Consider the following 21,678-nt stretch of genomic DNA (forward strand, 5'->3'; position numbering starts at 1 on the left):
GAAACACCGTCCGCAGACTCTCGTGCCGCGCCACCACATCACCCAGCGCCGCCCGCAACGCCCCCCGGTCCACCCCACCCCGCAGACGCAGGGCGTAGGGCAGGTGGTAGGCGGCGCTTCCGTTCTCCAGCCGGTCGAGGAACCACAGGCGGAGCTGCGCGGAGGACAGCGGGACCCGGTCGGGGCGGACGGCGGGGCGCACCGCGGGCCGCGCGGTGCCGGCGTCGCCGAGGCGTTCGGCGAGCGCGGCCACGGTGGGAGCCTCGAAGACGGCGCGCACGGGGAGTTCGACGCCGAGGGCGGCGCGGATCCGGCCGACCAGGCGGGTGGCGAGCAGGGAGTGCCCGCCGAGGTGGAAGAAGTCGTCGTCGATGCCGGCCGAGGGCAGCGCGAGCACTTCGGCGAAGAGCCCGGCGAGCAGCTCCTCGTGCGGTGTGCGGGGCGCCCGTCCCATGGCGGCGGAGGAGAAGTCGGGGGCGGGCAGGGCCTTGCGGTCCAGCTTGCCGTTGGGGGTGAGCGGCAGCGCGTCGAGGGTGACGAAGGCGGCCGGGACCATGTAGTCGGGCAGGCTCCGGGCGGCCAGTTCGCGCAGGGCGGCGGGGCCGGGGCCGCCGGTGGCGCGGGCGTGGGCGGCCGGGACGACGTAGGCGGCGAGGAGCGGGGAGCCGGGGCGGTCCTCGCGGGCGACCACGGCGGCCTGGGCGACCTCCGGGTGCCTGGCGAGGACGGACTCGATCTCGCCGAGCTCGATGCGGAAGCCGCGGATCTTGACCTGGTGGTCGACGCGGCCGAGGTAGTCCACCCCGCCGTCGGCGCGGCGGCGGGCGAGGTCGCCGGTGCGGTACATGCGGGCGCCGGGCGGTCCGAAGGGGTCGGCGACGAACCGTTCGGCGGTCAGTCCCGGCCGGTTCCGGTAGCCGCGGGCCAGGCCCTCGCCGCCGAGGTAGAGCTCACCCTCCCCGCTCGGGCGCAGCCGGTCGTCGAGGACGTAGAGGGAGGTGTTCCAGATCGGGCCGCCGATGCCGGGCAGCTGGGCGGCGTCCTCGATCCGCAGGGAGGTGGACCAGACGGTGGTCTCGGTGGGCCCGTACAGGTTGGTGACCTCGGCGCCGAGCGCGGTCATCGCGGAGGCGAGCGAAGGCGGCAGGGCCTCCCCGCCGACCAGCATCCGCAGTCCCCGTACGGCGTCGGGCCGTTCGGCCGTCAGGGCCTGCCACAGCGAGGGGGTCGCCTGGAGGACGGTGGCACCGCTCGCGGTGGCGAGCGCGCCGAGCCGTGCGGGGTCCACGACGGTCTCCCGGGGGGCGATCACCACGGCGGCTCCGGTCAGGAGCGGCAGGTACATCTCCACGACGGCGATGTCGAAGGCAACGGTGGTCACCGCCAGCAGCCGGTCCCGGCCGGTCATGGGGAAGCGGTCCGCCATGAAGGAAAGGAAGTTGAGCAGGTTGCGGCGGGTGATCAGCACACCCTTGGGCCGTCCGGTGGAGCCCGAGGTGTAGATCGTGTACGCCGGGTGGGCGGGCCGGAGCGGGGCGAGGCGGTCGGCGTCGGTGAGGTCGTCGTCCGCGAGGCGGGTGCCCTCGGCCTCGGCCTCGGCGAGCCGTGCGGCGTCGAGGTGCAGGGCGGGACGGGCGTCGTCGAGGATGTAGCGGACGCGGTCGGCGGGGTAGTCCGGATCGAGCGGCACGTATCCGGCACCGGCCTTGAGCACCGCCAGCAGCGCTACGGGCAGTTCGAGGGAGCGCGGCAGGGTGAGGGCGACCAGGCCCTCCGGCCCGGCGCCGCGCGTCACGAGGACCCGGGCCAGCCGGTTGGCGCGGGCGTTGAGTTCGGCGTACGTGAGCCGCCGCCCCTCGAAGACCACTGCGGTGGCGTGCGGGGTGCGGGCGGCCTGGGCCTCGATCAGCTCCGTCGGGTCGGCGTCCGGCACGGCGCGCACGGTGTCGTTCATCGTGTTGACCACCCTTGAATGGCTGTCGGTTGCGCGGTCGCCGGTCACACGCCGGCCGGGGACGGGGCGGGGACCGCGGTGGCGGTGCGCCGGTCGGTGCGCCGCAGCTCGGCCGCGAGGATCCGGCCGATCTCGGCCAGGGCGGCGGGCTTCATGAGGTCGTTGTGGCTGCGTTCCAGGTGGTGCGCGGTGATGTCGCCGCTCACGTACGGGCGCCAGGTCTCGGGGGTCGGGGAGATGTCGACCTTGTCGAGCGAGGCGACGAGGACCGTGACGTCCCCGTCGAAGCGGTCGGGCACGAACTCGTGGACGAGGTCACGCCCGTTGGCGTACACCCGGCCGATGGCCTCGATGTGGTGGGGTTCCAGGCTGGCCAGGGAGCTGCCGAGCTTGCGCAGGATCTCGATGACCTTGTCGTGCCTGAGCGGCTTGCGGCCGAGGTAGCGGCGGTCGTAGCCGACCCAGCGCAGCAGGTCGGCGAGGATCTCCTGTTCGCCCAGCTCGGCGAGGGTCTGACCGGGGTAGGTGTCGAGGATGGCGAGGAGTCCGACCTCCTCGCCGGCCTGTTGCAGCGCGCAGGCGATGACGTGGGCGGCGATGCCGCCGGAGGAGTAGCCGAGCAGGTGGTAGGGGCCGTGCGGCTGGATCCGGCGGATCTGCTCGATGTAGTCGGCCGCCATCTCGTGGAAGGAGCCCGGCAGCGGGCCGGTCCCGTCCAGGCCGCGGGCCTGGAGGGCGTACACGGGCACGTCCTGGTCGAGGTGGCGGATGAGTCCGGCGTAGCACCAGCCGAGGCCGCCGGCCGGGTGCACGCAGAACACGGCGGGGCGGGTGCCGTGCGGGCGCAGCGGCAGAACCACGTCGAGCGGGTCCTCGTCCCGGTCGCCGCCCGCGATCCTGGCCGCGAGGAGGGCCGGGGTGGGCGCCTCGAAGATGCTCCGGATGGTGAGTTCGGCGCCGAAGGTGGCCCGGACGCGGGAGACGAGGCGGGTGGCGAGCAGGGAGTGGCCGCCGAGGGTGAAGAAGTTGTCGTCCATGCCGATCCGGGGCAGTCCGAGCACGTCGGCGAAGAGCCGGCAGACCATCTCCTCGCGCGGGCTGCCGGGCGCGCGTCCGCCGGCGGCGGCCGTGCGGTCGGGGGCGGGCAGCGCCCGCCGGTCCAGCTTGCCGTTGGGGGTGACGGGCAGTTCGGGCAGGCCGACGAAGGCGGTGGGGACCATGAACTCGGGCAGTTCCCGCGTCAGTTCGCGACGGAGCTCCTCGGCGTCGGGACCGGTTCCGGTCCCGGGGGCGCCGGTGCCGGTTCCGTCGGCGGCGACGACGTAGGCGACGATCCGCTGGTCGCCCGGCTGGTCCTCGCGGGTCACCACGGCGGCCTGGCGGACACCGGGATGGCGGGTGAGGGCGGCCTCGATCTCGCCGAGTTCGATGCGCAGGCCGCGGACCTTGACCTGGTCGTCGGTGCGGCCGAGGTAGACGAGGGCGCCCTCGTCGGTCCAGCGGGCGAGGTCGCCGGTGCGGTACATCCGGGATCCCGGCGGCCCGTACGGGTCGGCGACGAACCGCCCGGCGGTCAGACCCGGCCGGCCGAGGTAGCCGCGGGCGAGCTGGACACCGGCGAGGTAGAGCTCGCCGGGCGTGCCGGGCGCGGCCGGGCGCAGGGCCGCGTCGAGGACGTAGGTGCGGGTGTTCCAGACGGGCCGGCCGATCGGCACGGGTCCGTCCGCGGGGGCGCACTCCCAGCAGGTGACGTCGACGGCTGCCTCGGTCGGCCCGTACAGGTTGTAGAGGCCGACGCGCGGCAGGACGCGGAAGAACTGGTTCTGCAGTTCGCCGGGGAGCGCCTCGCCGCTGCAGATCACCCGGCGCAGTCCGGTGCAGCGGGCGGCGGCCGGCTCCTGGACGAAGACCTGGAGCATGGACGGCACGAAGTGCGCGGTGGTCACCCGCTCGTCGCGGATCAGCGCGGCCAGGTACTGGGGGTCCTTGTGGCCCTCGGGGCGGGCTACGACGAGCGTGGCGCCGGTGATCAGCGGCCAGAAGAACTCCCAGACGGACACGTCGAACCCGGACGGGGTCTTCTGCAGGACGCGGTCGTCGGCGCCGAGCCCGTACCGGTGCTGCATCCACAGCAGCCGGTTGACGATGGCGCGGTGGGGGACGACGGCGCCCTTGGGGCGGCCGGTGGAGCCCGAGGTGTAGATGACGTACGCCGGGTGGTCCCCGTCCGCGGCCGGGCCGGCGGGCGGGGTGCCGGGCTGGGCGCGCAGCCGGGCCGCCGTGTCGTCGGTGTCCAGGACGAGCGTGGGCACGGACAGGTCGTCCGGCAGCCGCGCGGCCGTCCGGGCGGTGGTGAGCAGCAGCGCGGGCCGGGCGTCGGCGACCATGAAGCGGACGCGTTCGGCCGGGTAGTCGGGGTCCACGGGCAGGTAGGCGGCGCCCGCCTTGAGCACCGCGAGCAGGCCGGTCACCAGGTGCTCGGAGCGGGGCACGGCGAGCGCCACGAGGCTCTCCGGGCCGACGCCGTTCGACCGCAGCACGTGGGCGAGCCGGTCGGCGCGGGCGTGCAGGTCGCGGTAGGTCAGGGAGCTGCCCTCGAAGCGGAGGGCCTCGGCCTGGGGGGTGCGCCGGGCCTGCTGTTCGAGGAGCGTGGTCAGGGTGGTGTCCGGCACGGGGTGCGCGGTGTCGTTGTGGCCGCGGAGCACCAGGGCGCGCTCGGTGGCGTCCACGAGGTCGAGGTGCCCGACCGGGGTGTCGGGGGCGGCGGTCGCCAGCCGGTCCAGGAAGCCGATGAAGCGCTGCTGGTGGGCGGCGATCTCCTCGCCGGTGTAGAGGGCGGGGTTGGCGTCGAAGTCGACCTGGAGGCCGCGGCCGTCGGAACGCTCGTAGACGATCAGGGAGAGGTCGTCGGAGGGGCCGATGGAGAGGTTGCGCACCATCGCGGGGGCGTCGCCGAAGACCAGGCCGTAGTCGAACATCATGATGTTGATCTCGGGGCCGGTCAGCCGTCCGCCGCCGCCCAGCAGGTTGCGGTCGCGGACCAGGTCCTCGTACCGGTAGTGCTGGTGCCTCATCACGGCCCGCAGCTCCGCCGAGAGCCGCTGGAGCAGCTCGGACAGGGTCATGTCCTGGGTGACCGGCACCCGCAGCGGCACCACGTTGGAGACCATGCCCGGTACGGAGCGGGCGGCGCGGCCCAGGCGGCAGGAGACGGGGACGCCGAGGACCACCTCGTCGGCTCCCGTGGACCGCTGGAGGTAGAGGGCCGCGGCGGTCATCATCGTCGCCGGCCAGGTGACGCCGACCTCGCGGGCGGTGTCCCGCAGCCGCTCCAGACTCTCCCGGGGCAGGAACGAGGTGCGGCGGACCAGGCCGTGCGCCATGACCGGGGTGCGGTCGGACAGGCCCACCGGCTCGGGGCAGCCGGCCAGCCGGTCCCGCCAGAACTCCCGGTCGGCGGTGAAGCGTTCGGAGGCCCGGTACTCGGCGTCCGCGGCGACCAGGTCGGCGACCGGGCCGAACCCGCCGGCCGGCGGCTCCTCGCCCGCGGCGAGCGCGGTGTAGAGGTCGGCGGCCCGCCGGGCGAGCAGGGCGACGGCGAAGCCGTCCACGGTGACGTGGTGGTAGCGGTAGAACCAGAAGTACCGGTCGGCGGCCACGCGCAGCAGGGCGAATCGGAACAGCAGGTCGTGGCGCGGGTCGACGGGCTGCGCGAGGACCGAGCGCATCCACTCCTCGGCGGCCGCCTCCGGGTCCTCCTCGCCCCTCAGGTCCAGCCGCTCCAGCGTCCACCGCGGGTCGGGGTCGGCGACCTGCCACAGGCCCTCGCCGTCCTCGACGACGCGCATCCGCAGCGCCTCGGCCTCCCCGACCAGGATACGCAGCGCCCTTTCGAGGATTTCGGCGTCGATGTCTCCCCGGATGTCGAGGTATTCGGCCGCGTTGTAGATCGGGTTCTGCGGGTCCAGCTGCTGGGCGAACCAGATTCCGGCCTGGGCCGCGGTCAGCGATATGCCGTCTCCAAGCATTCCCATCCACCCCTAGCAGACAACTTCGGTGACAACCTCGATCAGCAGTTCCGGGGAACCGCTGAAACTCTCGCATCCGCCGGAATTCACCGACAACGCCCACTGCATCAACCTGCCAACCGCTCCCGCACACGCGAAGCGGGCGTTGCAGATAACTGCCAACGCCCGCTCCCCCGCGGCCCGCGGCCGCGCGTCCTTCCGTCCCGGTCAGCCGCCCATGGCGCGGACCAGGCCGGCCGGACGCATGTCCGTCCAGTGCTCGTTGATGTGGTCGAGGCACTCCTGCCGGCCCGCCGCGCCGTGCCGCACGGTCCAGCCCGCCGGCACCTCGGCGAATGCGGGCCACAGGGAGTACTGGCCCTCGTCGTTCACGAGGACGAAGTAGTCCGCGCTGTCGTCCTCGAAGGGATTGGTGGCCATGATTCGGGTCGCCTTTCTCTGCGATCGCTGCTTCTTTTCGTACGGTGGTCGTACGCGTTGTGCGGTGGTCGTACGCCGGTCACGTGGCTACTTTCGCCCGCACCGACTCCGCGAATTGGGGGAGCCGGTCGACTCCCCAGAACTTGTCGAATCCGACGATGAAGAAGGGCACGCCGAACACTCCGTCCCGGTGCAGCGAGTTCAGCGCCTGAAGGCCCTTCTCCCGCACGGCGGGATCGTCGTGCGCGCTCTCCAGGGCACCGGGGTCGACCCCGATGTCCCGGCCGATCCGGGCCATGGTCCGCGGGTCGGAGATGTCCTCGCCGAGCTCCCAGCGCGCGCGGTACGTGGCGGCGATGAACTCCGGTCCCGCGCCCAGTCGTTCGGCGGCCAGATAGGCGAGGTGGGAGACCTCCCAGCGCGGCGCGGTGTCCACCGGCCACACCATCTCCAGTTCGCGGGCGCGGGCGAGGCGGCGCACGTCCTGGAGGATGTAGAGGTGCTTCTCCCTGGACATCGCGACGTAGGGCAGCCTGACGTTGCTGCGCTCGAGTTCGTCCAGGGCCGGCTGGTCGGGCTCCCAGAAGGGCAGCCACTCGATCTGTCCGGCCACGTCCGGGTAGCGGTCCAGCAGGTCCCGGTAGGCCATCCAGGAGTAGGGGCTGCGGAAGGAGAAGTACCAGCGCGGTCCGCGTCGTGCCATCACCGCCTCCAACGGTCGTATGTGCTCGGGTGGTTCGGGAGGCCCGTCGGCCACGGGCCGGGGGCCGGACCGCCTGACGGCGGCGGGGGGCGGGCCTCAGAGGGTGATGCCGCCGTCGATCTGGAGCACGGCGCCGGTGATGTAGGCGCCCCGGTCCGACACCAGGTAGGCGACCAGGTCGGCGACCTCCTCGGCGGTGCCCATGCGGCGCAGCGGGATGGCGGCGAGGGCCTCCTGGCGCGCCTGGTCGTTCATCGCCGCGACCATGTCGGTGTCGATGAAGCCGGGGGCGACCGCGTTGACCCGGATGCCGGACCGCCCGGTCTCCTTGGCCAGGGCACGGGAGAAGCCGATGATCCCGGCCTTCGACGCCGAGTAGTTGGTCTGGGTGCCGTGGCCGTGGACGCCGGCGACCGAGGAGAGGTTGACGATGGCTCCCCGGCGGCGCTTCATCATGCCGAAGACGACCGCCCGGCAGACGTGGTAGACACCGTCCAGGTTGGTCTCGATGACCTGCCGCCACTGCTCGTCCTCCATGAGGACCAGCGGGTTGTCGCGGGTGATGCCGGCGGCGGTGACGGCCGCGTCGATCGGGCCGAGGCGCTCCTCGGTCGTCTCGATCCAGGCGCGTACCGAGGCGGCGTCGGCCACATCGACACGGGTGCCGGTGATCCGTGCGCCGAACTCGTCGCCGGCCTTCTCCAGAGTGCGGGCCGAGACGTCGTCCGAGCGGTAGCAGAAGGCGACGTCGAAGCCGTCGCGGGCGAGCGCGCGGACGGTGGCCCGGCCGATGCCGCGCGACCCGCCGGTGACCAGCGCCACCCGGCGTGTGCTGTCAGTCATGGTCTCTCTTTCATGGGTGTGCGTGCGGGGTACGTCCGGTGGCGGCGGGGCCCGGAGGGGACGCCGGGCGCAGGGCTGAGGCCGGGCGGAAGGCCATGACGACGCGCTCCACGCTCATCACCGGCTCGCCCGCGGACCGGCTCTCGCCCTCGAACAGCACGGTGTCGTCGACCCGGCGGTCGAGCCGTACGCGGTGCTCCAGCACCTCGCCCGGCAGCACCGGGCGGTGGAAGGCGACGCCGGTCATGCCGCCGAAGAGCATCACCTGCCCGGTCAGCACGTCCGGGTTGGGGGCGTCCCAGGTGGCGAGGACCCCGGCGGCCTGGCACCAGGACTCCACGAGCAGGGCCGGGGGGTAGGCGAAGTCCTCGTCGGGGGTGTCCGGGCCGAGCTTCTCGTACCAGGGCTCGTTGCAGGTGACCGCCTTCAGCGCGACCAGCCGCTCGCCGGGTACGACGTCGACGAGCCGGTCCACGAGCAGCATCGGGAAGCGGTGCGGCAGCCGGGCCCGGATCTCCCGCTGGCCCGTCATGCCGCCGCCCCCTCGGCCGGCCGCGGGGTGTAGCGGAGCCGCACGGAGGCGGCGGGACCACGGGCGGTGCCCAGCCTGGCCCGGCACTGCCAGTCGCCGGCCGGGGTCCGCTTCCACGCCATGGCGATGTCCACCCGGTCGCCGGGGAAGACCGGTCCGGTGAACCGGGCCGACTCCACGGCGGCCAGCGCGGCGCCCTTGGCCCCGTCCGGCGCGGTCGCCGCGGCACCCTGGTGGGTGCACTCCACCAGGCAGACCCCCGGGAAGATCGGGAAGCCCGGGTAGTGGCCGGGCAGCACGGTCTCGGCGTGGTCCACGGTGAAGCGGGCCGCGGTGCTGAACTCCCCTTCGGCGGGCAGCACTTCGACGCGGGCCGCGAGCGGGCTCGCGGCGGTCATCAGGCCACCCGCGCCGGGTCGAGCTTGCCGAGCAGCAGCTCGTAGGCGCTCTGCAGGGTGACGATCTGCTTGAGGTCGGACTCCGGCAGCCGGATGCCGTACTTCTTCTCCAGGATCACGACGACCTCCAGGGCCATCAGGGAGTCGACTTCCAGGTCGTCGACGAACCGGGCGTCGTCGGTCACCTCGCTGACGTCGACGTCGAGCACCTGCGCCACGAGGGCACGCAGTTCTTCCTTGTCCAGCACGGTCGGGTCCTTTCGGCAGCTCGGGATGCGGGGAGGGGTGATGAGGGGAGGGATCCGGGGGGCCGGGAGAGGCCCCAGGGCGGGCCCGGCGCTCAGCGCAGGCCGAGCAGCGCGCAGCCGACGCTGCCGCTGCGGTCCACGGAGGTGATCACGCCGACCCGGCCGGCCGGTCCGGCGGGCCGGTCCGCGGCGTACGACAGGAGGGCGGCGGCCTGGAAGGCGGCGGCCGCGGCGCCGGTGTCGCCGATCAGTGCGGTCGGCGACACGTCGGCGGCGTCCGCCGCGCCCAGCACCTCGCGCACCGCCTCCGCCTCGCCGCGGCCCTCGCGGCCGGGGGCGCCGGAGCGGGCGACGGCGGTCACCCGGTCCGGCGCGACGCCGGCCCGGCGCAGCGCCGAGCGCAGGCAGGCGACGAGGGCGGGGCGGGTGTCGCCGTGCAGGACGACGCCGAGTTCGACGGCGAGGACCTCGGCGAGGACGGGCTGTCCGGGGTCGTCGGGCGCGTGCGGCTCGACCAGGAGCATCGCGCAGCCCTCGCCGAGCGGCGGCGCGGCGGCCGTGCCGTCCGCGCAGTGGTGCTCCAGCCAGGCGCGGGCGGGCGAGAACTCCTCGGCGGCGCCGCACAGCACGGTGCGGGCGCGGCCCGAACCGAGCAGTCGGCGCGCGTAGTTGAGCGCGTGCAGCCCGGCGGTGCGGCCGCCGGCGATGGTCGCGTTGGGGCCCTTGAGCCGGTACCAGATGGCGCTCTGGCCGGCCGCGCAGTTCATCACGGTGTTGGGGAAGCGCGCCGGGTCGACGAAGAAGGGCTGGTCGCCGGTGAGCGAGTCGCGGGTGAAGTCCATCATCGACTGGGCGCTGCCGGTGGTGGTGCCGAGCGCGAAGGCGGCGCCCTCGCCGGTGCCCACGGCACGGTTGCGCTCGGCGTCGTCCAGCAGCGCGCCGGCGGCGGTGACCGCGAGTCCGGTGACCCGGTCCATGGAGCGGGTGCCCTTCTTTCCGAGCACCTCGCGTACGCCGAAGGCGGGCACGACGCAGCCGACGCCGTCGGGCGTGGGGCCGTGCTCGGGGCCGAGGCCGGTGACGGTGCCGCGCCGCTCGCGCAGGCCCTCGGCGTAGGCGGCCCGGCCGATGCCGTACGGCGACACGGCCGACCATGCGGTGATCACCGGGCGTCCGGTGCCGGTACCGGTGTCCCTGCCCTGGGTGAGGGTGGTCATGACCGTCACGAGTTCCTTCCGTTCACGGGAATGCGGGTGTGTTTCCGGGGGGTTCAGAGGAAGAAGACCATCCGGTACTCGTCCCAGCGCGCCGCCACCTCGCCCTCCCCGGCGAGTTGGATGCCGTCGAGCGGCGGGCGGGGCGAGTGGAGCGCGGCGAGCGCGGGCCGCTCCACCCAGACGCCGACGCCCGCGTCGAGCAGCGAGCGGAGCCCCTTGCGGGGGTCGGTGAGGGTGTCGACGGTGCGGTTGCCGATGCGCAGGGGCGGCGGTGGGTCGGCGTCCAGGGCGTAGCCGACGGCCGGACCGCGCAGCAGGATGTCCAGGCCGCCGAGCTGGCGGTGCAGTTCGGTGGCGAGGTAGAGCTCGTCGAAGAACTGCTTGTCCAGGGCGCCCCGGTACCCACGCTCCACGATGGCCAGCACACGCTGCTGATGTGTCATCAGATCACTCCGATCAGCAGGGTCTTGCCGGCGGCGGCGACATTGGCGGCGTACCCGGCGGGCGGCCGGAGCACCACCGCCGGCAGGTGCTCGGCCACGCCCCGGTCGTCGCTGCAGAAGCGGCAGCCGTACCAGTGCAGGCGGTCGGGGAACGCTTCGAGCAGTTCCCCGGCCAGACCCGGCAGGGAGCGGTACGTCCGGTTCCAGTCGGCGAGGTTGCGCGGCTTGTCGGGGCCCTGGGCGCGCTGGGTCAGCAGCGTGGCGTACCCGCAGGTCCACACCTGGACGGTGGCGTCGCGCTCCAGCAGGGCCTGGGTGAGCCGCAGGGCGCTGGTGACCTGGTCCGAGGCGTGGGGCGCGCCCATCAGGGTGATGAGCACATCGGTGTGCGGAATCTGCCTGGCCACCTGGGCCCTCTCTTTCGGATCTTGCCGGGGTCGCGGCGTCCGGCACGCACATCTGCCGCGTTGTCGTCACTCGCCGACTCCCCCGAACTCTCGGCTGCGCTCGGGCAGGGGGACCCCCATCGCGTCGACTCCTTCCTCCGCCTTGCATCTGCACGCACCGGACGCCGCTCGGGCACCTCGGAAGGCACCGTCGCCCGGAGCCGGCCCGACCCGAAAGAAAGGCCCTAGTGCCACACCACCCGGACCGCCGGATCGAGGATCCACCCCGCCACCACGTCCATGCCGACCACGCGCAGCTCGGGCCGCAGGGTCGCGGTGTCCAGCCCGTGCTGGGCCAGCGAGAAGCTGTCGGCCGCGAGGACGCCGCCCTCCTTCTGGAACCGGTCCAGGTCGGCGTCGCTGCCCGGCACCGCGAGCACGACGCCGTCCTGCACCAGGAAGAGCAGGGCGGACTGGCCGGTGAGCACCTGGGTGACCGCGTCGCGCCGGAAACCCGTGTCCCCGGCGGCGCCGGCCTGGCTCTCGACGAGCAGCAGCCGTGGCGTGCCGCTCTCCCAGTCCTCCGTCACGCCCCGGGCGCCTTGCCGTTCAGGGCGTCGAGGACGTGCTGGTCGAAGGTGACCAGCTTCCAGTCGCGGCGGTTCTCGATCAGGGCGTAGCCGTGCACGATGCGCCCGGTGGCGGTCTTCACCAGTTCGCCGTCGCGCAGCACGTACCAGTCCATGCGGGAGGTGTAGGTGAAGTCCTTGAAGACCTCCTCCACCGTGTAGACGGTGTACAGGTCCTCCTCCATCAGCGCCTCGTCGAGGATGCGGATGTCGGAGCGGGGCACGACGGGGATCCAGCGGCGGTCGTCGAGCAGGGTCTTGATGGAGATGCCGCGGTCGGCGACGAAGCGGTCCTTGCCCTCCTCCATCAGCCGCAGGTAGCCGGACATCTGGATGCGCTCGGTGAAGTGGCAGTACGGGTAGGGGATGTTCCACTTCCAGGCGTAGGCGTTGCGTCCCGCGGTGAGCGAGGCGAGGATCTCCTCCTCGGCCGGGGCGGCGGTGCCCGGCGCGCGCTCCAGGTCGTCGCCGAGCACGGCGACGGCGAACCGGGCGAGCGGCTCGGGCACCTCGCCGGCCGCTTCCAGGTAGGTGTCCCTGCGCAGCGAGACGCGGACCTTGGAGGTGACGGCCTTGTGGATCTCGCCGTCGCGCTCGAACCGGATGGTGACCTTGAACCCGATGGTCGCGTCCTCGTCCTTGGTCCACGGCACGACCTCGGCCTCGGCGACGTCGTCCATGTGGAAGGCGTGCAGGATGCGGGTGTCGAGGGACACCAGGTCCAGGCCGAGGCCGTGCTCCTCGTAGAGGGCGCGGGCCGGCAGTCCGGCCTGCCGGAAGTGGTCCAGGACGGCTTCCTCGACGAGGTAGTTGACGTGCTTGAAGCCGATCCAGGTGCAGATGTTGGAGCCCTCGTAGCGGGGGCGCACCTGCGTGGTGGTGGCGGTGGTCAGCAGCGCCTTGACGGCGGTGTCCGTGACGAGGGTCATCGCTGGGGCTCCAGGGCGTCGAGAGGGGCGGCTCCCCGCTGCAGCGGGAGGCTCAGGGTCGAGTGGACGAAACTGCTCAGCTCGGCGGCGAAGTCCTCGGCCGCGTCGAGCATCGGGAAGTGCCCGCAGCGGGGCAGGACGCGGGCCGTGGCATCGGGAAGCGCGCCGGCGAGCGCCAGGCCCTCCTCGGGCCGGGCGGCGAAGTCGGTCTCCCCGGCCAGCACCAGCGTGGGCACGGTGACGCGGCCGGTGTCCAGGGCGGGGGTGCGCAGATAGAGGTCGAAGAAGCGGAGCCATCCGTAGGGACCGACCCGGTCGCGCACCCGCAGGGCCATGGCGCGCTGGACGTCCTCGGAGAACCGGCCGCCGGAGTGGGCGCGGATCCCTTCCTCCATGATCAGGTGGAAGTCGTTGAGGTAGTAGCTGATGGTGCTCCAGTCGAACTCCTCGGCGCCGGAGCGATAGAAGGGCGACACGAGCACCAGGGCGCGGATGCCGAACCGGCGCAGCGCGTCGACGCCGCCCCGCTGCTTCTGGTCGAGCAGGTCCAGCAGCACGTTGGCCGCCATGGAGTGGGCGACCACCACCTCGGGTCCGTCGGGCACGGCCGTCAGCGCCTGGGCGAGCCAGCCGCGGAGGTTGGGCTGCGCGTCCCAGTCGGCGATGGTCTCGGTGCGCCAGGGCAGCCGGGCGGTCCACAGCTGGTAGGTGTCCGGCAGCAGGGGCAGGGTGCGTTCCCAGACGCTGTCGGCGGCGGCTAGGCCGTGCAGCAGCAGGACCCGCGGGCCGCTGCCTTCGGTGCGCTGTTCCACGGAGACGGGCCGCAGGTCGATGTGGGTGTTCACCGGGATGTCCTCCTCATGGCGGTCAGGCCGCCTCGGGGGCGAGCAGCAGCAGACCCGCGCCGGCGTCGTGGCCGGGGCCGCCCGCCACCGCGCGCACCGGTTCGCGCCGGCCGGCGTCGAACCAGCCGACGGCGGCGGCGATCTGGAGCACCCCGTGGGCGCCGGAGGCGCTGCCGAGGTGCGCGGGCAGCTCCCAGCCGGGGGCCGTGCCGCCCGGCTCGTCCGCTCCCCTGCGGTACGGGCCGAGCACGGCGCGGACGGTGGCGGAGCGCTCGGCGGCCGCGGTGCGGGACTCCAGGACGAGCGCGGCTCCGCCGTCGACGGCGCGGGCGCCGCCGAGCAGGCGGCGCACGACCTCGTTGTCGGGTTCGACGCCGAGCACCAGGAACCGCTCGGCCCGGCCCGCCCCGATCATCGTGGCGGCCCAGTGCACGGCGTCGAGGCCGGAGGTCTCGCCGTTGCAGACCATCAGGTTGGGGCCGCGCAGCCCGTAGCGGATGGCCGCCGAGGAGGCGATGACGTTGCTGGAGGCGTTGGGCAGGTCCATCGGGCTGGTGGCGGTGACGGTCTCCTCGCGGATGGTGTCGAGGGCCCGGGCGACCGTGTCCAGGTTGCCGAAGTTGGAACTGGCGACGATGCCGGTGCTCGCGGCGGGCACGGTCAGGCCGTCCACGCCGAGCAGCCCGGCGTCGCGCAGCGCGGCAGCGGTCAGGGCGTAGCCGAGCTGGGTGGCCCGGTCCTTGTAGCGCAGCCCCTTGCGGCCGACGTGGTCGGCCGGTTCGACGGCCGCGCCGCCGGGGGCGGGCCCGTCGGCCAGGGCCCGTACGGTGTCGGCGCCCGGCAGCAGCACGGCGGCGCCGGAGACCACCACGGCGGCGGAGTCGGTCGCTGGTGTCAGTGTCATCGGGGACCCTCCACAATGGCCACGGCGTTGATGCCGCCGAATCCGAAGGCGTTGAGCTGGGCCACTCCGAGCTCGCGCCCGGACGCGGCCTCGCCGGTGACGAAGCGGAACGGCGCGGCCTCCTCCACCGGGTCGTCCAGGCCCACGGTCGGCGGGACGCGGCCCTCCTGCAGGGCGCGGATGCCGACGATCAGGTTGAGCAGCCCGGAGGCGCCGGAGGTGTGGCCGGTCATGGACTTCACGGCGGTCATCAGCGGGACGGAGGCGTCGTCGCCGAGCACCTCGCGCAGGGCCGCGGCCTCGGCCTCGTCGTTGAGCAGGGTGCCGGTGCCGTGCAGCATCACCAGGTCGATGTCGGACGGCTTGACGCCGGCGAGCCGGTGGGCGGCGCGCATGGCCTCGGCGATCCCGTCCGGGGAGGGCGCGGTGACGTGGTACGCGTCGCAGTTGACGGCGACGCCGCGCAGCCGTCCGTAGACCTGCGGGGCGCCCTCGTCGGTGCGGCGCAGGACGACGGCGGCGGCGCCGTCGCCCATCAGGACGCCGGTGCGGTTGCGGTCGAAGGGCCGGACCTGGTCCGGGGGTTGAGGGTGGACGCGTTCGAGCAGCCCGTACATCGACTCGGTCAGCACGTCGACGCCGGCGACGATCACCGTGTCGGGGGCGCCGTCCCCCTGCTGGTCGAGCAGGTCGGAGGCGAGGGCCAGCGCGTACAGCGAGGCGGAGCAGGCGTTGGAGAAGGTGTGGGTGACGTCGGCGTTGAAGCGTTCGCGCAGCCCGGTGCCGAAGTGCAGCCCGGAGTCGGCGAACGGGGACCCGTCGCGCCACCACAGCTCCATCGAGCGCAGCTCGCGCAGCCCGGTGCCGACCAGGACGGGGATGCCGCTGAGGTCGTCGCCGAGGCCGGCGTCGGCGGCGGCCTGCCCGACCGCGTCGAGCAGCAGCCGGGTCGCGCGTCCGGGTACGTCCTGGCCGGGCACCGGCCGGTCGTCGACCTCGTAGGCGTGCTGGGCGCGGAACCGGCTGCGGTCGAAGCCGCGCAGCCCGGCGCGGCCGCTGGTGCCGCGGCACAGGGCGTCGAAGAGCTCGCCGACGCCGGAGCCGGTGGCGGCGACGGCCCCCATGCCGATGACGGGACGGTTCGTCATGACGCCTCCCGGGTCGCGTCGTACCGGCCGAGCAGGACCGCCGCGTTGTTGCCGCCGAACGCCAGACCGTTGTTCTGGACGATCCTCAGGTCGGCCTCGACGGCCTGGTTCGGCACGCAGTCCACGTCGCACTCGGGGTCGGTGGTGACGTGGTTGATGGTGGGCGGGATGAAGCGGTTCTGGATGGCGAGGGCGCAGCCGATGGCGCCGAGCGCGCTGGCCGCGCCCATGGTGTGGCCGAGCATCGACTTCATGGAGACGGTCCGCGGGGGCCTGTCTCCGAAGACCTGGCGGATGGCGCCCGCCTCGGTGATGTCGTTGGCCCTGGTGCCGGTTCCGTGGGCGGAGATGAGGTCCACCTCGTGCGGGGCGACACCGGCGTTGTCCAGGGCGAGCCGCATGAGGTCGGCGACGCTGTCCTGGTCGGGTGCCACCTGGTGGTGGGCGTCGCAGTTGAGGCCGTAGCCGAGGACCTCGGCGTAGATGGTGGCGCCGCGTTCCAGGGCGGAGTCCAGCCGCTCCAGGACGAGGACGCCGGCGCCCTCTCCGGTGAGGATGCCCTTGCGGTCGACGTCGAAGGGCTGGCAGCGGTCCGGGGCGATGGTGCCGAGGCGGTAGAAGCCGGTGAACGTCTTGCGGCACATGGCGTCGGCGCCGCCGCAGAAGGCGAAGTCGGCCTCGCCGGAGCTGACGGCGTCGAAGCCGTAGCCGATGGCGTAGTTCCCCGCCGAGCAGGCGGTGGGGATGGTGAGCGCCTCCACGTCGCTCAGGCCCAGTTCCTGGGCGATGGCCACCGACAGCCGCCCGGCCGGCACCCGCCGGGCGGCCGCGGGGTCGAACGAGCCGGTGCCGTCGGCGAGTTCGCCCTCGACCAGCTGGTCGAGGTCGTAACTCTCGCCGTCGGTGGTGCCGATGGAGATCAGCCCGCGCCGGGCGCGCAGCCAGGTCAGGTCGAGTCCGGAGTCCTCCAGGGCCATCCGGGCAGCCGCCGTCGAGAACTGCGCGGCCCGGCCGAGCTGTTCCACGTCGAGCGTGCTGATCCAGTCCCGCGGGTCGAAGTCCGTGATCTCGCACCCGTTCGCGTGGGCGAAGCCCTCGGTGTCGAACACCGTGATGGGCCGGGCACCGCTGCGGCCTTCGCGGAGTCCCTGGAGGAACTCCTTCGCGCCGAGTCCGATGCCGGAGACCACCCCGAGTCCGGTGAGGACCACCCGGTGCCGCTCCGGCCGTCCGTGGCCGGGGCCGCTCACTGCCGTCGTCATGCCAACCTCCCAGTCCGCGCGAGCGGTCCGACTACCAGCCCGCCGGCTCCGCGACGACCTCGTAGACGCCCTTGAGGTTCACCATGCGCGGCAGCTCGCTCTGGTTGATGACGACGCCGAACTCCTTCTCCAGGGCGGCGAGAATCTCGATGGCGCGCAGCGAGTCGGCGTTGTGATCCTCCTTGAACAGGCTGACCTCGGTGACCTCGTCCTCCTCTATCTCGAGAATGTCGCAGACGATTTCCTTGATGGTTTCCAGACGCTCGTCGCGCGTGAGAGTGGACACGCTTTTCCCCTTTTTCGAATGGGCCGCCGCGGATTCGCGGACGGCGCTCTGCAATCGCCTTTGAATGGTGCGGGTGGAGCTTCCCCGGCGACAATGGCGGCTGCAACAACCTGCCAAGGCGCCGGTGGTTCTCAGGAGCCGGCCGGGCGCATTTCCTCGCGCAGCCGCAGCAACGCGTCGGCGAGGCCCGCCAGCGCGTCGAACATGGCGCCCCCGAGCGGGCGCGTGGGCGCCTCGGGCATCCGCGCGGCGGGCCCGGTCAGGGCGAGGGCCGCGGCGATCCGCCCGTCCCGGGTGCACACGGGGACGGCGTAGGAGACGCTGCCGGGCGGCACGGCGTCGGGCCCGTAGGCCCAGCCGCGGCGGCGTACGACGGTGAGCTGCGCGGCGGTGAACCGCGCGGACTGCAGGCCCTGGTACAACTCGTCGGGTTCCGCCCAGGCGAGCAGCACCTGGGCGATCGGGCCGGCGGAGGCGGGCCGGATCGCGCCGACGGGCACCGCGCCGGGCCGGCCGGCCGGGTCCGCGGCGGCGGCGACGCAGATCTGCAGGCCGTCGCGGCGCCGGTAGAGCCGGGCGTCCAGACCGGTACGTGCGCGCAGTTCGGCGAGGACCGGTCCGGCGGCCCCGGCCAGCCGGTCGTGGTGCACGCCGATGGCGGCGGCGTCGAGCCGGGGCCCGAGCACCCAGCGGCCGTGCCGGTCGCGGGTGAGCAGCCCGAGCCGCTCCAGGGCGAGGGCGATGCGGTGCACGGTCGGCCGGGGGAGGCCGCTGAACGAGACGAGGTCGCCGAGGGTGGCCGGGCCGCCCTCCACGATGTCGAGCAGCGCCGCCGCCTTGTCGAGTACGCCCACCCCGCTGGTCTGCCCGGGCCGGGTCGCGGTGCTCACCACTGCGGTGCCAGCCGTGCGCGGATGTCCGCGACCAGAGCGGCGCGCTGGTCCACCAGGTAGAAGTGGCCGCCGGGCAGCACCTTCAGGTCGAAGCCGCGGGGTGCGAGGCCCGCCCAGGCGGCGACCTCGTCGGCCCGGATGTCCGGGTCGCTCGCGCCGACGTAGCCGGTCACCGGGCAGTCGAGCGGGAGACCGGGCCGGGCGGTGTAGCGGGCGACGGCGGTGAAGTCGGCGCGGATCGCGGGGAGCACCAGCTCGCGCAGGTCCGGGTCGGCGAGGAGCGCGGCGTCGGTGCCGCCCAGCCGGCCGACCTCGGCGATCAGCGCGCCCTCGTCGGCGAGCGCCGCGGTGCGCGGGGTCAGCAGGTGCGGGGGCTTGCGGCAGGAGACCATCAGCAGGGCCGGGGCGGTGTGGTGGCGTGCCTGGAGCCGCAGGGCCAGCTCGTATCCGATGGAGGCGCCCATGCTGTGGCCGAAGACGGCCAGCGGGACGTCCAGGTAGGGCGACAGCTCGTCGGCGAGGGCGTCGGCGACGTCCTCGACACGGGTGAAGGGCTCCTCGGCGATGCGTTCCTGCCGGCCGGGATAGCGGACGGCGAGCACCTCCACGTCGTCGCCGAAGGCGTGCCCCCAGCTGTGGAAGAAGCCGGCCGAGCCGCCGGCGTGCGGGAGGCAGAGCAGGCGCAGCCGGGGCGGCGCGGGGCCGGCGTACCGGCGCAGCCAGATGCTTTTGGTGCCAAGTGCCATGGTGGGTGGTCTCCTGACGGCGTGGAAGTGGTCAGTCCAGGGCGCCGGGCCCGTCCAGCGACACGACCTCGGTGTCCGGGGAGATCCGGCGGACCAGCCCGGCCAGGGTGCGGCCGGGGCCGAGTTCGACGAGGCGGCGGCAGCCGAGCGGGCCGACGAGGGTGCGCACGCTCTGCTCCCAGAGCACCGGGGAGGTGAGCTGGCGGGTGCCGAGGTCGGGCCAGTCGCAGTCGCCGGCGTGGGCCTCGGCGTCCACGTTGGCCACGACCGGCAGGTGGGCCGGCGCGAAGGCGGTGTCCTTCAGGGCGGCGCGCAGGGCGTCGGCGGCGGGGGCCATGTACGGGCTGTGGAAGGCGCCGCCGACCTGGAGCCGGATCAGCTTGGCGCCGATGGAGGGCGCCTCGCCGGCGAGCCGGTCGATGGCCTCGACGGCGCCGGACACCACGGTCTGGCCGGGGGCGTTGACGTTGGCGACCCACACCTCGCAGCCGTCCGCGCGCATCCGCCCGGTCAGGGCGGTCACCTCCGCGAGGGGCGCGGCGACGAGGACGCCCATGGTGCCCTCTTTGTCCTCGGCGGCCCCGCGCATGGCCCGGCCGCGGGCGGCGACCAGCGCGGCCGCGGCGGGCACGGTGAGCGCCCCGGCGGCGACGAGGGCGGCGTACTCGCCCAGGCTGTGCCCGGCGCAGGCGACGGCCCGGCCGCCGAGCGCGTCCCGGCGCACCGCCTCGGCGTGGGCGACCACCGAGACGGTGAAGACGGCGAGCTGCGCCAGGTCGGTACGGCGCAGCTGATCGCCGGGGGTGCGCAGCAGGAGTTCGGGGAGGTCCTCCCCGGTCACCTCGGAGATGTCCCGGGTGAGTTCCCAGGACGGGGTGTTCCGCCAGGGTTCACCCATGGCCTCTTTCTGCGTTCCCTGGCCGGGAAACAGCAGGGCAATCGGCATGCGACTCATGGTCCCGCCTTCCGCGCGAATTCACCGGGGAGGGGCGGGGACCCGTGCGGGTATGAAGGCACACGGGTCCCCGCTCACCGGCGGCACAAGGAGCGGGGGATTCTCGGAAGCCGCCGGGAAAGGAATTCCCTAGTGCCCCTCCGGGGGCGAATCCCTTTCCTCGGGCTCCATACAACTGCCGGTGCGCGGGGGCAGCAACAAAAGTTTCAGGAAGCTGCCAGTGCGCCGGTCACGGACGGCGGGAGGATGGCCCGCCGGGCGGGGCGGCGGGCGGCAGCAGGCCCAGTTCCGCGGCCCTGACTCCGGCCTGGAAGCGGGAGTTGGCGCCGAGCAGCGCCATGATCTCGGCGACGTGGCGCCGGTAGGTGCGGACGGATACGGCGAGGTCGCGGGCGGCCACCTCGTCGGTGACGCCGGCCCAGAGCGCGCCGAGGATCTGGCGGGCCAGGGCGCCGCGGTCCCGGTTGCCGAAGACGATGCGCTCGCCCGCCGGGACGGCGTTGCGCCAGACGTTCTCGAACAGGGTGCGCAGGGTGTGCATCAGCTCAGGCGCCCGGATCACCGAGGCGCGGCGGCCCACGGCGGACTCGGCGACGACGAGGGCGACGGTTCCGTCGACCATGAGCGCCTGGAGGGGCGGCACCCGCGCGATGCGGATGGCCACGGGTCTTTCCAGGGCCAGTTGTTCGTGGACGAAGTCCTCGTCGACCAGGGCGGGGCTGGTCAGCAACCGGGCCGAGACGGACTCGGCGGCACGGTAGATCAGCTGGCGCTCGGTCAGTTCGCCCCGCTCGGGTTCCTCCTCGGAGCCCGGCATCCGGGCGTGCACGATGTCGATGGTCCTTCTCGCCCCCGTAATGAACTCCTCCGCCAGGGCGAGCACTTCCCGGTAGCCGCCGTCGACCACGGTGATCTGCTGTTCCTGGAGGCTGCGGTCGCGGTGGATGGCCACCGTCGACTCGATCAGGTTCTGCACCTGCAGGAGCGCCTGCTCCAACTCGTCCTCAGGCCCGTTGGGCACCTCGTACTCCCCGTTTCCCCGTTTTTTGAGCGTCTAGTTCTGTATGAGCCCCAGTTCCACCGCGCGGGCTCCGGCCTGGAAGCGCGAGGTGGCGCCGAGTTCGCGCATGATCTCCGCGACGTGGCGGCGGTAGGTGCGCAGGGACACGTCCAGTTCGCGGGCCGCCGCGTCGTCGGTCCGGCCGGCCCGCAGCCGTTCCAGGATCCTGCGGGTCAGCTCGCTGTGCAGCCGCGGGCTGAGGGCGAGGTGCTCGTCGAGCCGCCGGCAGCGGGACCAGGTGCCGGCGAAGAGCAGCTCCAGCGCGCGCACGGCGGCCGTGTCGGTGACCATGATCGCCTGGGTTCCGCCGTTGCCGGGGACGGCGCGGACCAGGGCCCGGGCCCCGTCCACCACCACCGCGTCCCGCAGCTCTCCCTCGGAGCAGCGGATCTCGAAGCGGGAGCCGGGGGCCGCGCTGAGCCGGGCGAGGGAGCAGTCCGCGACCGCGGTCGCGCACAGCAGCCGGACCACCGGGCCCGGTTCCCGCTCGGCCAGCAGCTCCTTCACCGTGTCGCTGAACTCGTCGGCCGAGGACAGGGCGATGCAGACCGAGTGACGCGCGTCGACCAGCAGCTGGGCGACGGTCTCGCGCAGCGCCGTGACGCTGGTGTGCGTCCCGTCCGGGCCGCCGGAGGGCCGGTTCCGGTAGAGGGAGACGGTGGACTCGATGAGGGCCCGTGCCTGCAGCAGGGTCTCCTCGACATGCGCGGCATGGGCCCCTGGGGCGAGTTCCTCCGCGCCCTCCGCGCCCTCCGCGCCCGATGATTCGATGACAGCACCTGTCACTTGCTCCCCCTTGTTTTCCCGGGACCTGCTCAAGGCCCTCGCACACCCCGTGCCGGCAGCCGA

At 73.5% G+C, this 21,678-nt stretch carries 23 protein-coding genes; all 23 read right to left on the reverse strand.

The annotated features are described in order from the left end of the window. Window positions 1-1,954: amino acid adenylation domain-containing protein (locus ACF1A5_RS24860; protein WP_392195075.1), on the reverse strand; the 1,954-nt coding region annotated here is incomplete at its 3' end. A 44-nt stretch (window positions 1,955-1,998) separates the two neighbouring features. Then, the gene (locus ACF1A5_RS24865) at window positions 1,999-5,988 is read right to left on the reverse strand and encodes an amino acid adenylation domain-containing protein (RefSeq protein ID WP_392195076.1); all 3,990 of its coding nucleotides are present in this window, start codon (window positions 5,986-5,988) and stop codon (window positions 1,999-2,001) included. Window positions 5,989-6,189: 201 nt separating this feature from the next. Further along, entirely contained in the window at window positions 6,190-6,402 is a 213-nt protein-coding gene (locus tag ACF1A5_RS24870; RefSeq protein ID WP_392195077.1) for an MbtH family protein, read from the reverse strand. Window positions 6,403-6,481: 79 nt separating this feature from the next. Then, window positions 6,482-7,105, reverse strand: a complete 624-nt coding sequence (locus ACF1A5_RS24875) for a 2-hydroxychromene-2-carboxylate isomerase (protein WP_392195078.1) — start codon at window positions 7,103-7,105, stop codon at window positions 6,482-6,484. Between the two features lie 96 nt (window positions 7,106-7,201). Continuing rightward, the gene (fabG, locus tag ACF1A5_RS24880) at window positions 7,202-7,948 is read right to left on the reverse strand and encodes a 3-oxoacyl-[acyl-carrier-protein] reductase (protein WP_392195079.1); all 747 of its coding nucleotides are present in this window, start codon (window positions 7,946-7,948) and stop codon (window positions 7,202-7,204) included. A 10-nt stretch (window positions 7,949-7,958) separates the two neighbouring features. Continuing rightward, the gene (locus ACF1A5_RS24885; RefSeq protein ID WP_392195080.1) at window positions 7,959-8,480 is read right to left on the reverse strand and encodes a 3-hydroxyacyl-ACP dehydratase FabZ family protein; all 522 of its coding nucleotides are present in this window, start codon (window positions 8,478-8,480) and stop codon (window positions 7,959-7,961) included. Then, complete coding sequence (locus ACF1A5_RS24890) at window positions 8,477-8,878, reverse strand: 3-hydroxyacyl-ACP dehydratase FabZ family protein (protein ID WP_392195081.1); 402 nt, start codon at window positions 8,876-8,878, stop codon at window positions 8,477-8,479. The genes ACF1A5_RS24885 and ACF1A5_RS24890 overlap by 4 nt, the downstream gene beginning before the upstream one ends. Further along, entirely contained in the window at window positions 8,878-9,126 is a 249-nt protein-coding gene (locus ACF1A5_RS24895) for an acyl carrier protein (RefSeq protein WP_392195082.1), read from the reverse strand. The genes ACF1A5_RS24890 and ACF1A5_RS24895 overlap by 1 nt, the downstream gene beginning before the upstream one ends. 92 nt (window positions 9,127-9,218) lie before the next feature. Beyond that, window positions 9,219-10,343 carry a beta-ketoacyl synthase N-terminal-like domain-containing protein gene (locus ACF1A5_RS24900; RefSeq protein WP_392195083.1) on the reverse strand — a complete coding sequence of 375 codons (1,125 nt, stop codon included), beginning with the start codon at window positions 10,341-10,343 and terminating at the stop codon, window positions 9,219-9,221. Between the two features lie 53 nt (window positions 10,344-10,396). Beyond that, window positions 10,397-10,786, reverse strand: a complete 390-nt coding sequence (locus ACF1A5_RS24905; protein ID WP_392195084.1) for a hypothetical protein — start codon at window positions 10,784-10,786, stop codon at window positions 10,397-10,399. Beyond that, window positions 10,786-11,193: a hypothetical protein gene (locus ACF1A5_RS24910; RefSeq protein ID WP_392195085.1), complete on the reverse strand. Its 408-nt coding sequence runs from the start codon at window positions 11,191-11,193 to the stop codon at window positions 10,786-10,788. Before ACF1A5_RS24910 ends, ACF1A5_RS24905 begins: the two co-directional genes overlap by 1 nt. Before the next feature lie 224 nt (window positions 11,194-11,417). Continuing rightward, a complete protein-coding gene (locus tag ACF1A5_RS24915) occupies window positions 11,418-11,762 on the reverse strand; it encodes a hypothetical protein (RefSeq protein WP_356194297.1) in 345 nt (114 codons plus the stop codon). Next, window positions 11,759-12,730 (reverse strand): hypothetical protein, encoded by a 972-nt coding sequence (locus ACF1A5_RS24920; protein ID WP_392195086.1) that lies wholly within the window; start codon window positions 12,728-12,730, stop codon window positions 11,759-11,761. Before ACF1A5_RS24920 ends, ACF1A5_RS24915 begins: the two co-directional genes overlap by 4 nt. Continuing rightward, window positions 12,727-13,575: an alpha/beta fold hydrolase gene (locus tag ACF1A5_RS24925; RefSeq protein ID WP_392195087.1), complete on the reverse strand. Its 849-nt coding sequence runs from the start codon at window positions 13,573-13,575 to the stop codon at window positions 12,727-12,729. The genes ACF1A5_RS24920 and ACF1A5_RS24925 overlap by 4 nt, the downstream gene beginning before the upstream one ends. Before the next feature lie 22 nt (window positions 13,576-13,597). Further along, window positions 13,598-14,479 carry a beta-ketoacyl synthase N-terminal-like domain-containing protein gene (locus ACF1A5_RS24930; protein WP_392195088.1) on the reverse strand — a complete coding sequence of 294 codons (882 nt, stop codon included), beginning with the start codon at window positions 14,477-14,479 and terminating at the stop codon, window positions 13,598-13,600. Next, window positions 14,476-15,627 carry a beta-ketoacyl-[acyl-carrier-protein] synthase family protein gene (locus ACF1A5_RS24935; RefSeq protein ID WP_392195089.1) on the reverse strand — a complete coding sequence of 384 codons (1,152 nt, stop codon included), beginning with the start codon at window positions 15,625-15,627 and terminating at the stop codon, window positions 14,476-14,478. Before ACF1A5_RS24935 ends, ACF1A5_RS24930 begins: the two co-directional genes overlap by 4 nt. After that, entirely contained in the window at window positions 15,624-16,889 is a 1,266-nt protein-coding gene (locus ACF1A5_RS24940; protein WP_392195090.1) for a beta-ketoacyl-[acyl-carrier-protein] synthase family protein, read from the reverse strand. Before ACF1A5_RS24940 ends, ACF1A5_RS24935 begins: the two co-directional genes overlap by 4 nt. A 31-nt stretch (window positions 16,890-16,920) precedes the next feature. Next, a complete protein-coding gene (locus ACF1A5_RS24945) occupies window positions 16,921-17,175 on the reverse strand; it encodes an acyl carrier protein (RefSeq protein ID WP_356194314.1) in 255 nt (84 codons plus the stop codon). A gap of 131 nt (window positions 17,176-17,306) precedes the next feature. Beyond that, window positions 17,307-18,065: a helix-turn-helix domain-containing protein gene (locus tag ACF1A5_RS24950; protein ID WP_356194317.1), complete on the reverse strand. Its 759-nt coding sequence runs from the start codon at window positions 18,063-18,065 to the stop codon at window positions 17,307-17,309. Continuing rightward, window positions 18,062-18,814: a thioesterase II family protein gene (locus ACF1A5_RS24955; RefSeq protein WP_392195091.1), complete on the reverse strand. Its 753-nt coding sequence runs from the start codon at window positions 18,812-18,814 to the stop codon at window positions 18,062-18,064. Before ACF1A5_RS24955 ends, ACF1A5_RS24950 begins: the two co-directional genes overlap by 4 nt. Window positions 18,815-18,845: 31 nt before the next feature. Next, the gene (locus ACF1A5_RS24960) at window positions 18,846-19,760 is read right to left on the reverse strand and encodes an ACP S-malonyltransferase (protein WP_392195092.1); all 915 of its coding nucleotides are present in this window, start codon (window positions 19,758-19,760) and stop codon (window positions 18,846-18,848) included. Between the two features lie 238 nt (window positions 19,761-19,998). Next, the gene (locus ACF1A5_RS24965) at window positions 19,999-20,790 is read right to left on the reverse strand and encodes a LuxR family transcriptional regulator (RefSeq protein ID WP_392195093.1); all 792 of its coding nucleotides are present in this window, start codon (window positions 20,788-20,790) and stop codon (window positions 19,999-20,001) included. A gap of 33 nt (window positions 20,791-20,823) precedes the next feature. Then, the gene (locus tag ACF1A5_RS24970; protein ID WP_392195094.1) at window positions 20,824-21,615 is read right to left on the reverse strand and encodes a DNA-binding response regulator; all 792 of its coding nucleotides are present in this window, start codon (window positions 21,613-21,615) and stop codon (window positions 20,824-20,826) included. Window positions 21,616-21,678 lie beyond the last annotated feature (63 nt).

Source organism: Streptomyces sp. NPDC014864 (assembly GCF_043081525.1).
Classification (GTDB): Bacteria; Actinomycetota; Actinomycetes; order Streptomycetales; family Streptomycetaceae; genus Streptomyces.

What these genes read in the sequence shown, in the direction of transcription:
- ACF1A5_RS24940 (WP_392195090.1), bottom strand. Translation starts at nt 16,889, where the DNA reads ATGACGACGGCAGTGAGCGGCCCCGGCCACGGACGGCCGGAGCGGCAC.
- ACF1A5_RS24870 (WP_392195077.1), bottom strand. Translation starts at nt 6,402, where the DNA reads ATGGCCACCAATCCCTTCGAGGACGACAGCGCGGACTACTTCGTCCTC.
- ACF1A5_RS24900 (WP_392195083.1), bottom strand. Translation starts at nt 10,343, where the DNA reads ATGACCACCCTCACCCAGGGCAGGGACACCGGTACCGGCACCGGACGC.
- ACF1A5_RS24885 (WP_392195080.1), bottom strand. Translation starts at nt 8,480, where the DNA reads ATGACGGGCCAGCGGGAGATCCGGGCCCGGCTGCCGCACCGCTTCCCG.
- fabG (WP_392195079.1), bottom strand. Translation starts at nt 7,948, where the DNA reads ATGACTGACAGCACACGCCGGGTGGCGCTGGTCACCGGCGGGTCGCGC.
- ACF1A5_RS24890 (WP_392195081.1), bottom strand. Translation starts at nt 8,878, where the DNA reads ATGACCGCCGCGAGCCCGCTCGCGGCCCGCGTCGAAGTGCTGCCCGCC.
- ACF1A5_RS24875 (WP_392195078.1), bottom strand. Translation starts at nt 7,105, where the DNA reads ATGGCACGACGCGGACCGCGCTGGTACTTCTCCTTCCGCAGCCCCTAC.
- ACF1A5_RS24935 (WP_392195089.1), bottom strand. Translation starts at nt 15,627, where the DNA reads ATGACGAACCGTCCCGTCATCGGCATGGGGGCCGTCGCCGCCACCGGC.
- ACF1A5_RS24865 (WP_392195076.1), bottom strand. Translation starts at nt 5,988, where the DNA reads ATGGGAATGCTTGGAGACGGCATATCGCTGACCGCGGCCCAGGCCGGA.
- ACF1A5_RS24905 (WP_392195084.1), bottom strand. Translation starts at nt 10,786, where the DNA reads ATGACACATCAGCAGCGTGTGCTGGCCATCGTGGAGCGTGGGTACCGG.
- ACF1A5_RS24960 (WP_392195092.1), bottom strand. Translation starts at nt 19,760, where the DNA reads ATGCCGATTGCCCTGCTGTTTCCCGGCCAGGGAACGCAGAAAGAGGCC.
- ACF1A5_RS24920 (WP_392195086.1), bottom strand. Translation starts at nt 12,730, where the DNA reads ATGACCCTCGTCACGGACACCGCCGTCAAGGCGCTGCTGACCACCGCC.
- ACF1A5_RS24930 (WP_392195088.1), bottom strand. Translation starts at nt 14,479, where the DNA reads ATGACACTGACACCAGCGACCGACTCCGCCGCCGTGGTGGTCTCCGGC.
- ACF1A5_RS24955 (WP_392195091.1), bottom strand. Translation starts at nt 18,814, where the DNA reads ATGGCACTTGGCACCAAAAGCATCTGGCTGCGCCGGTACGCCGGCCCC.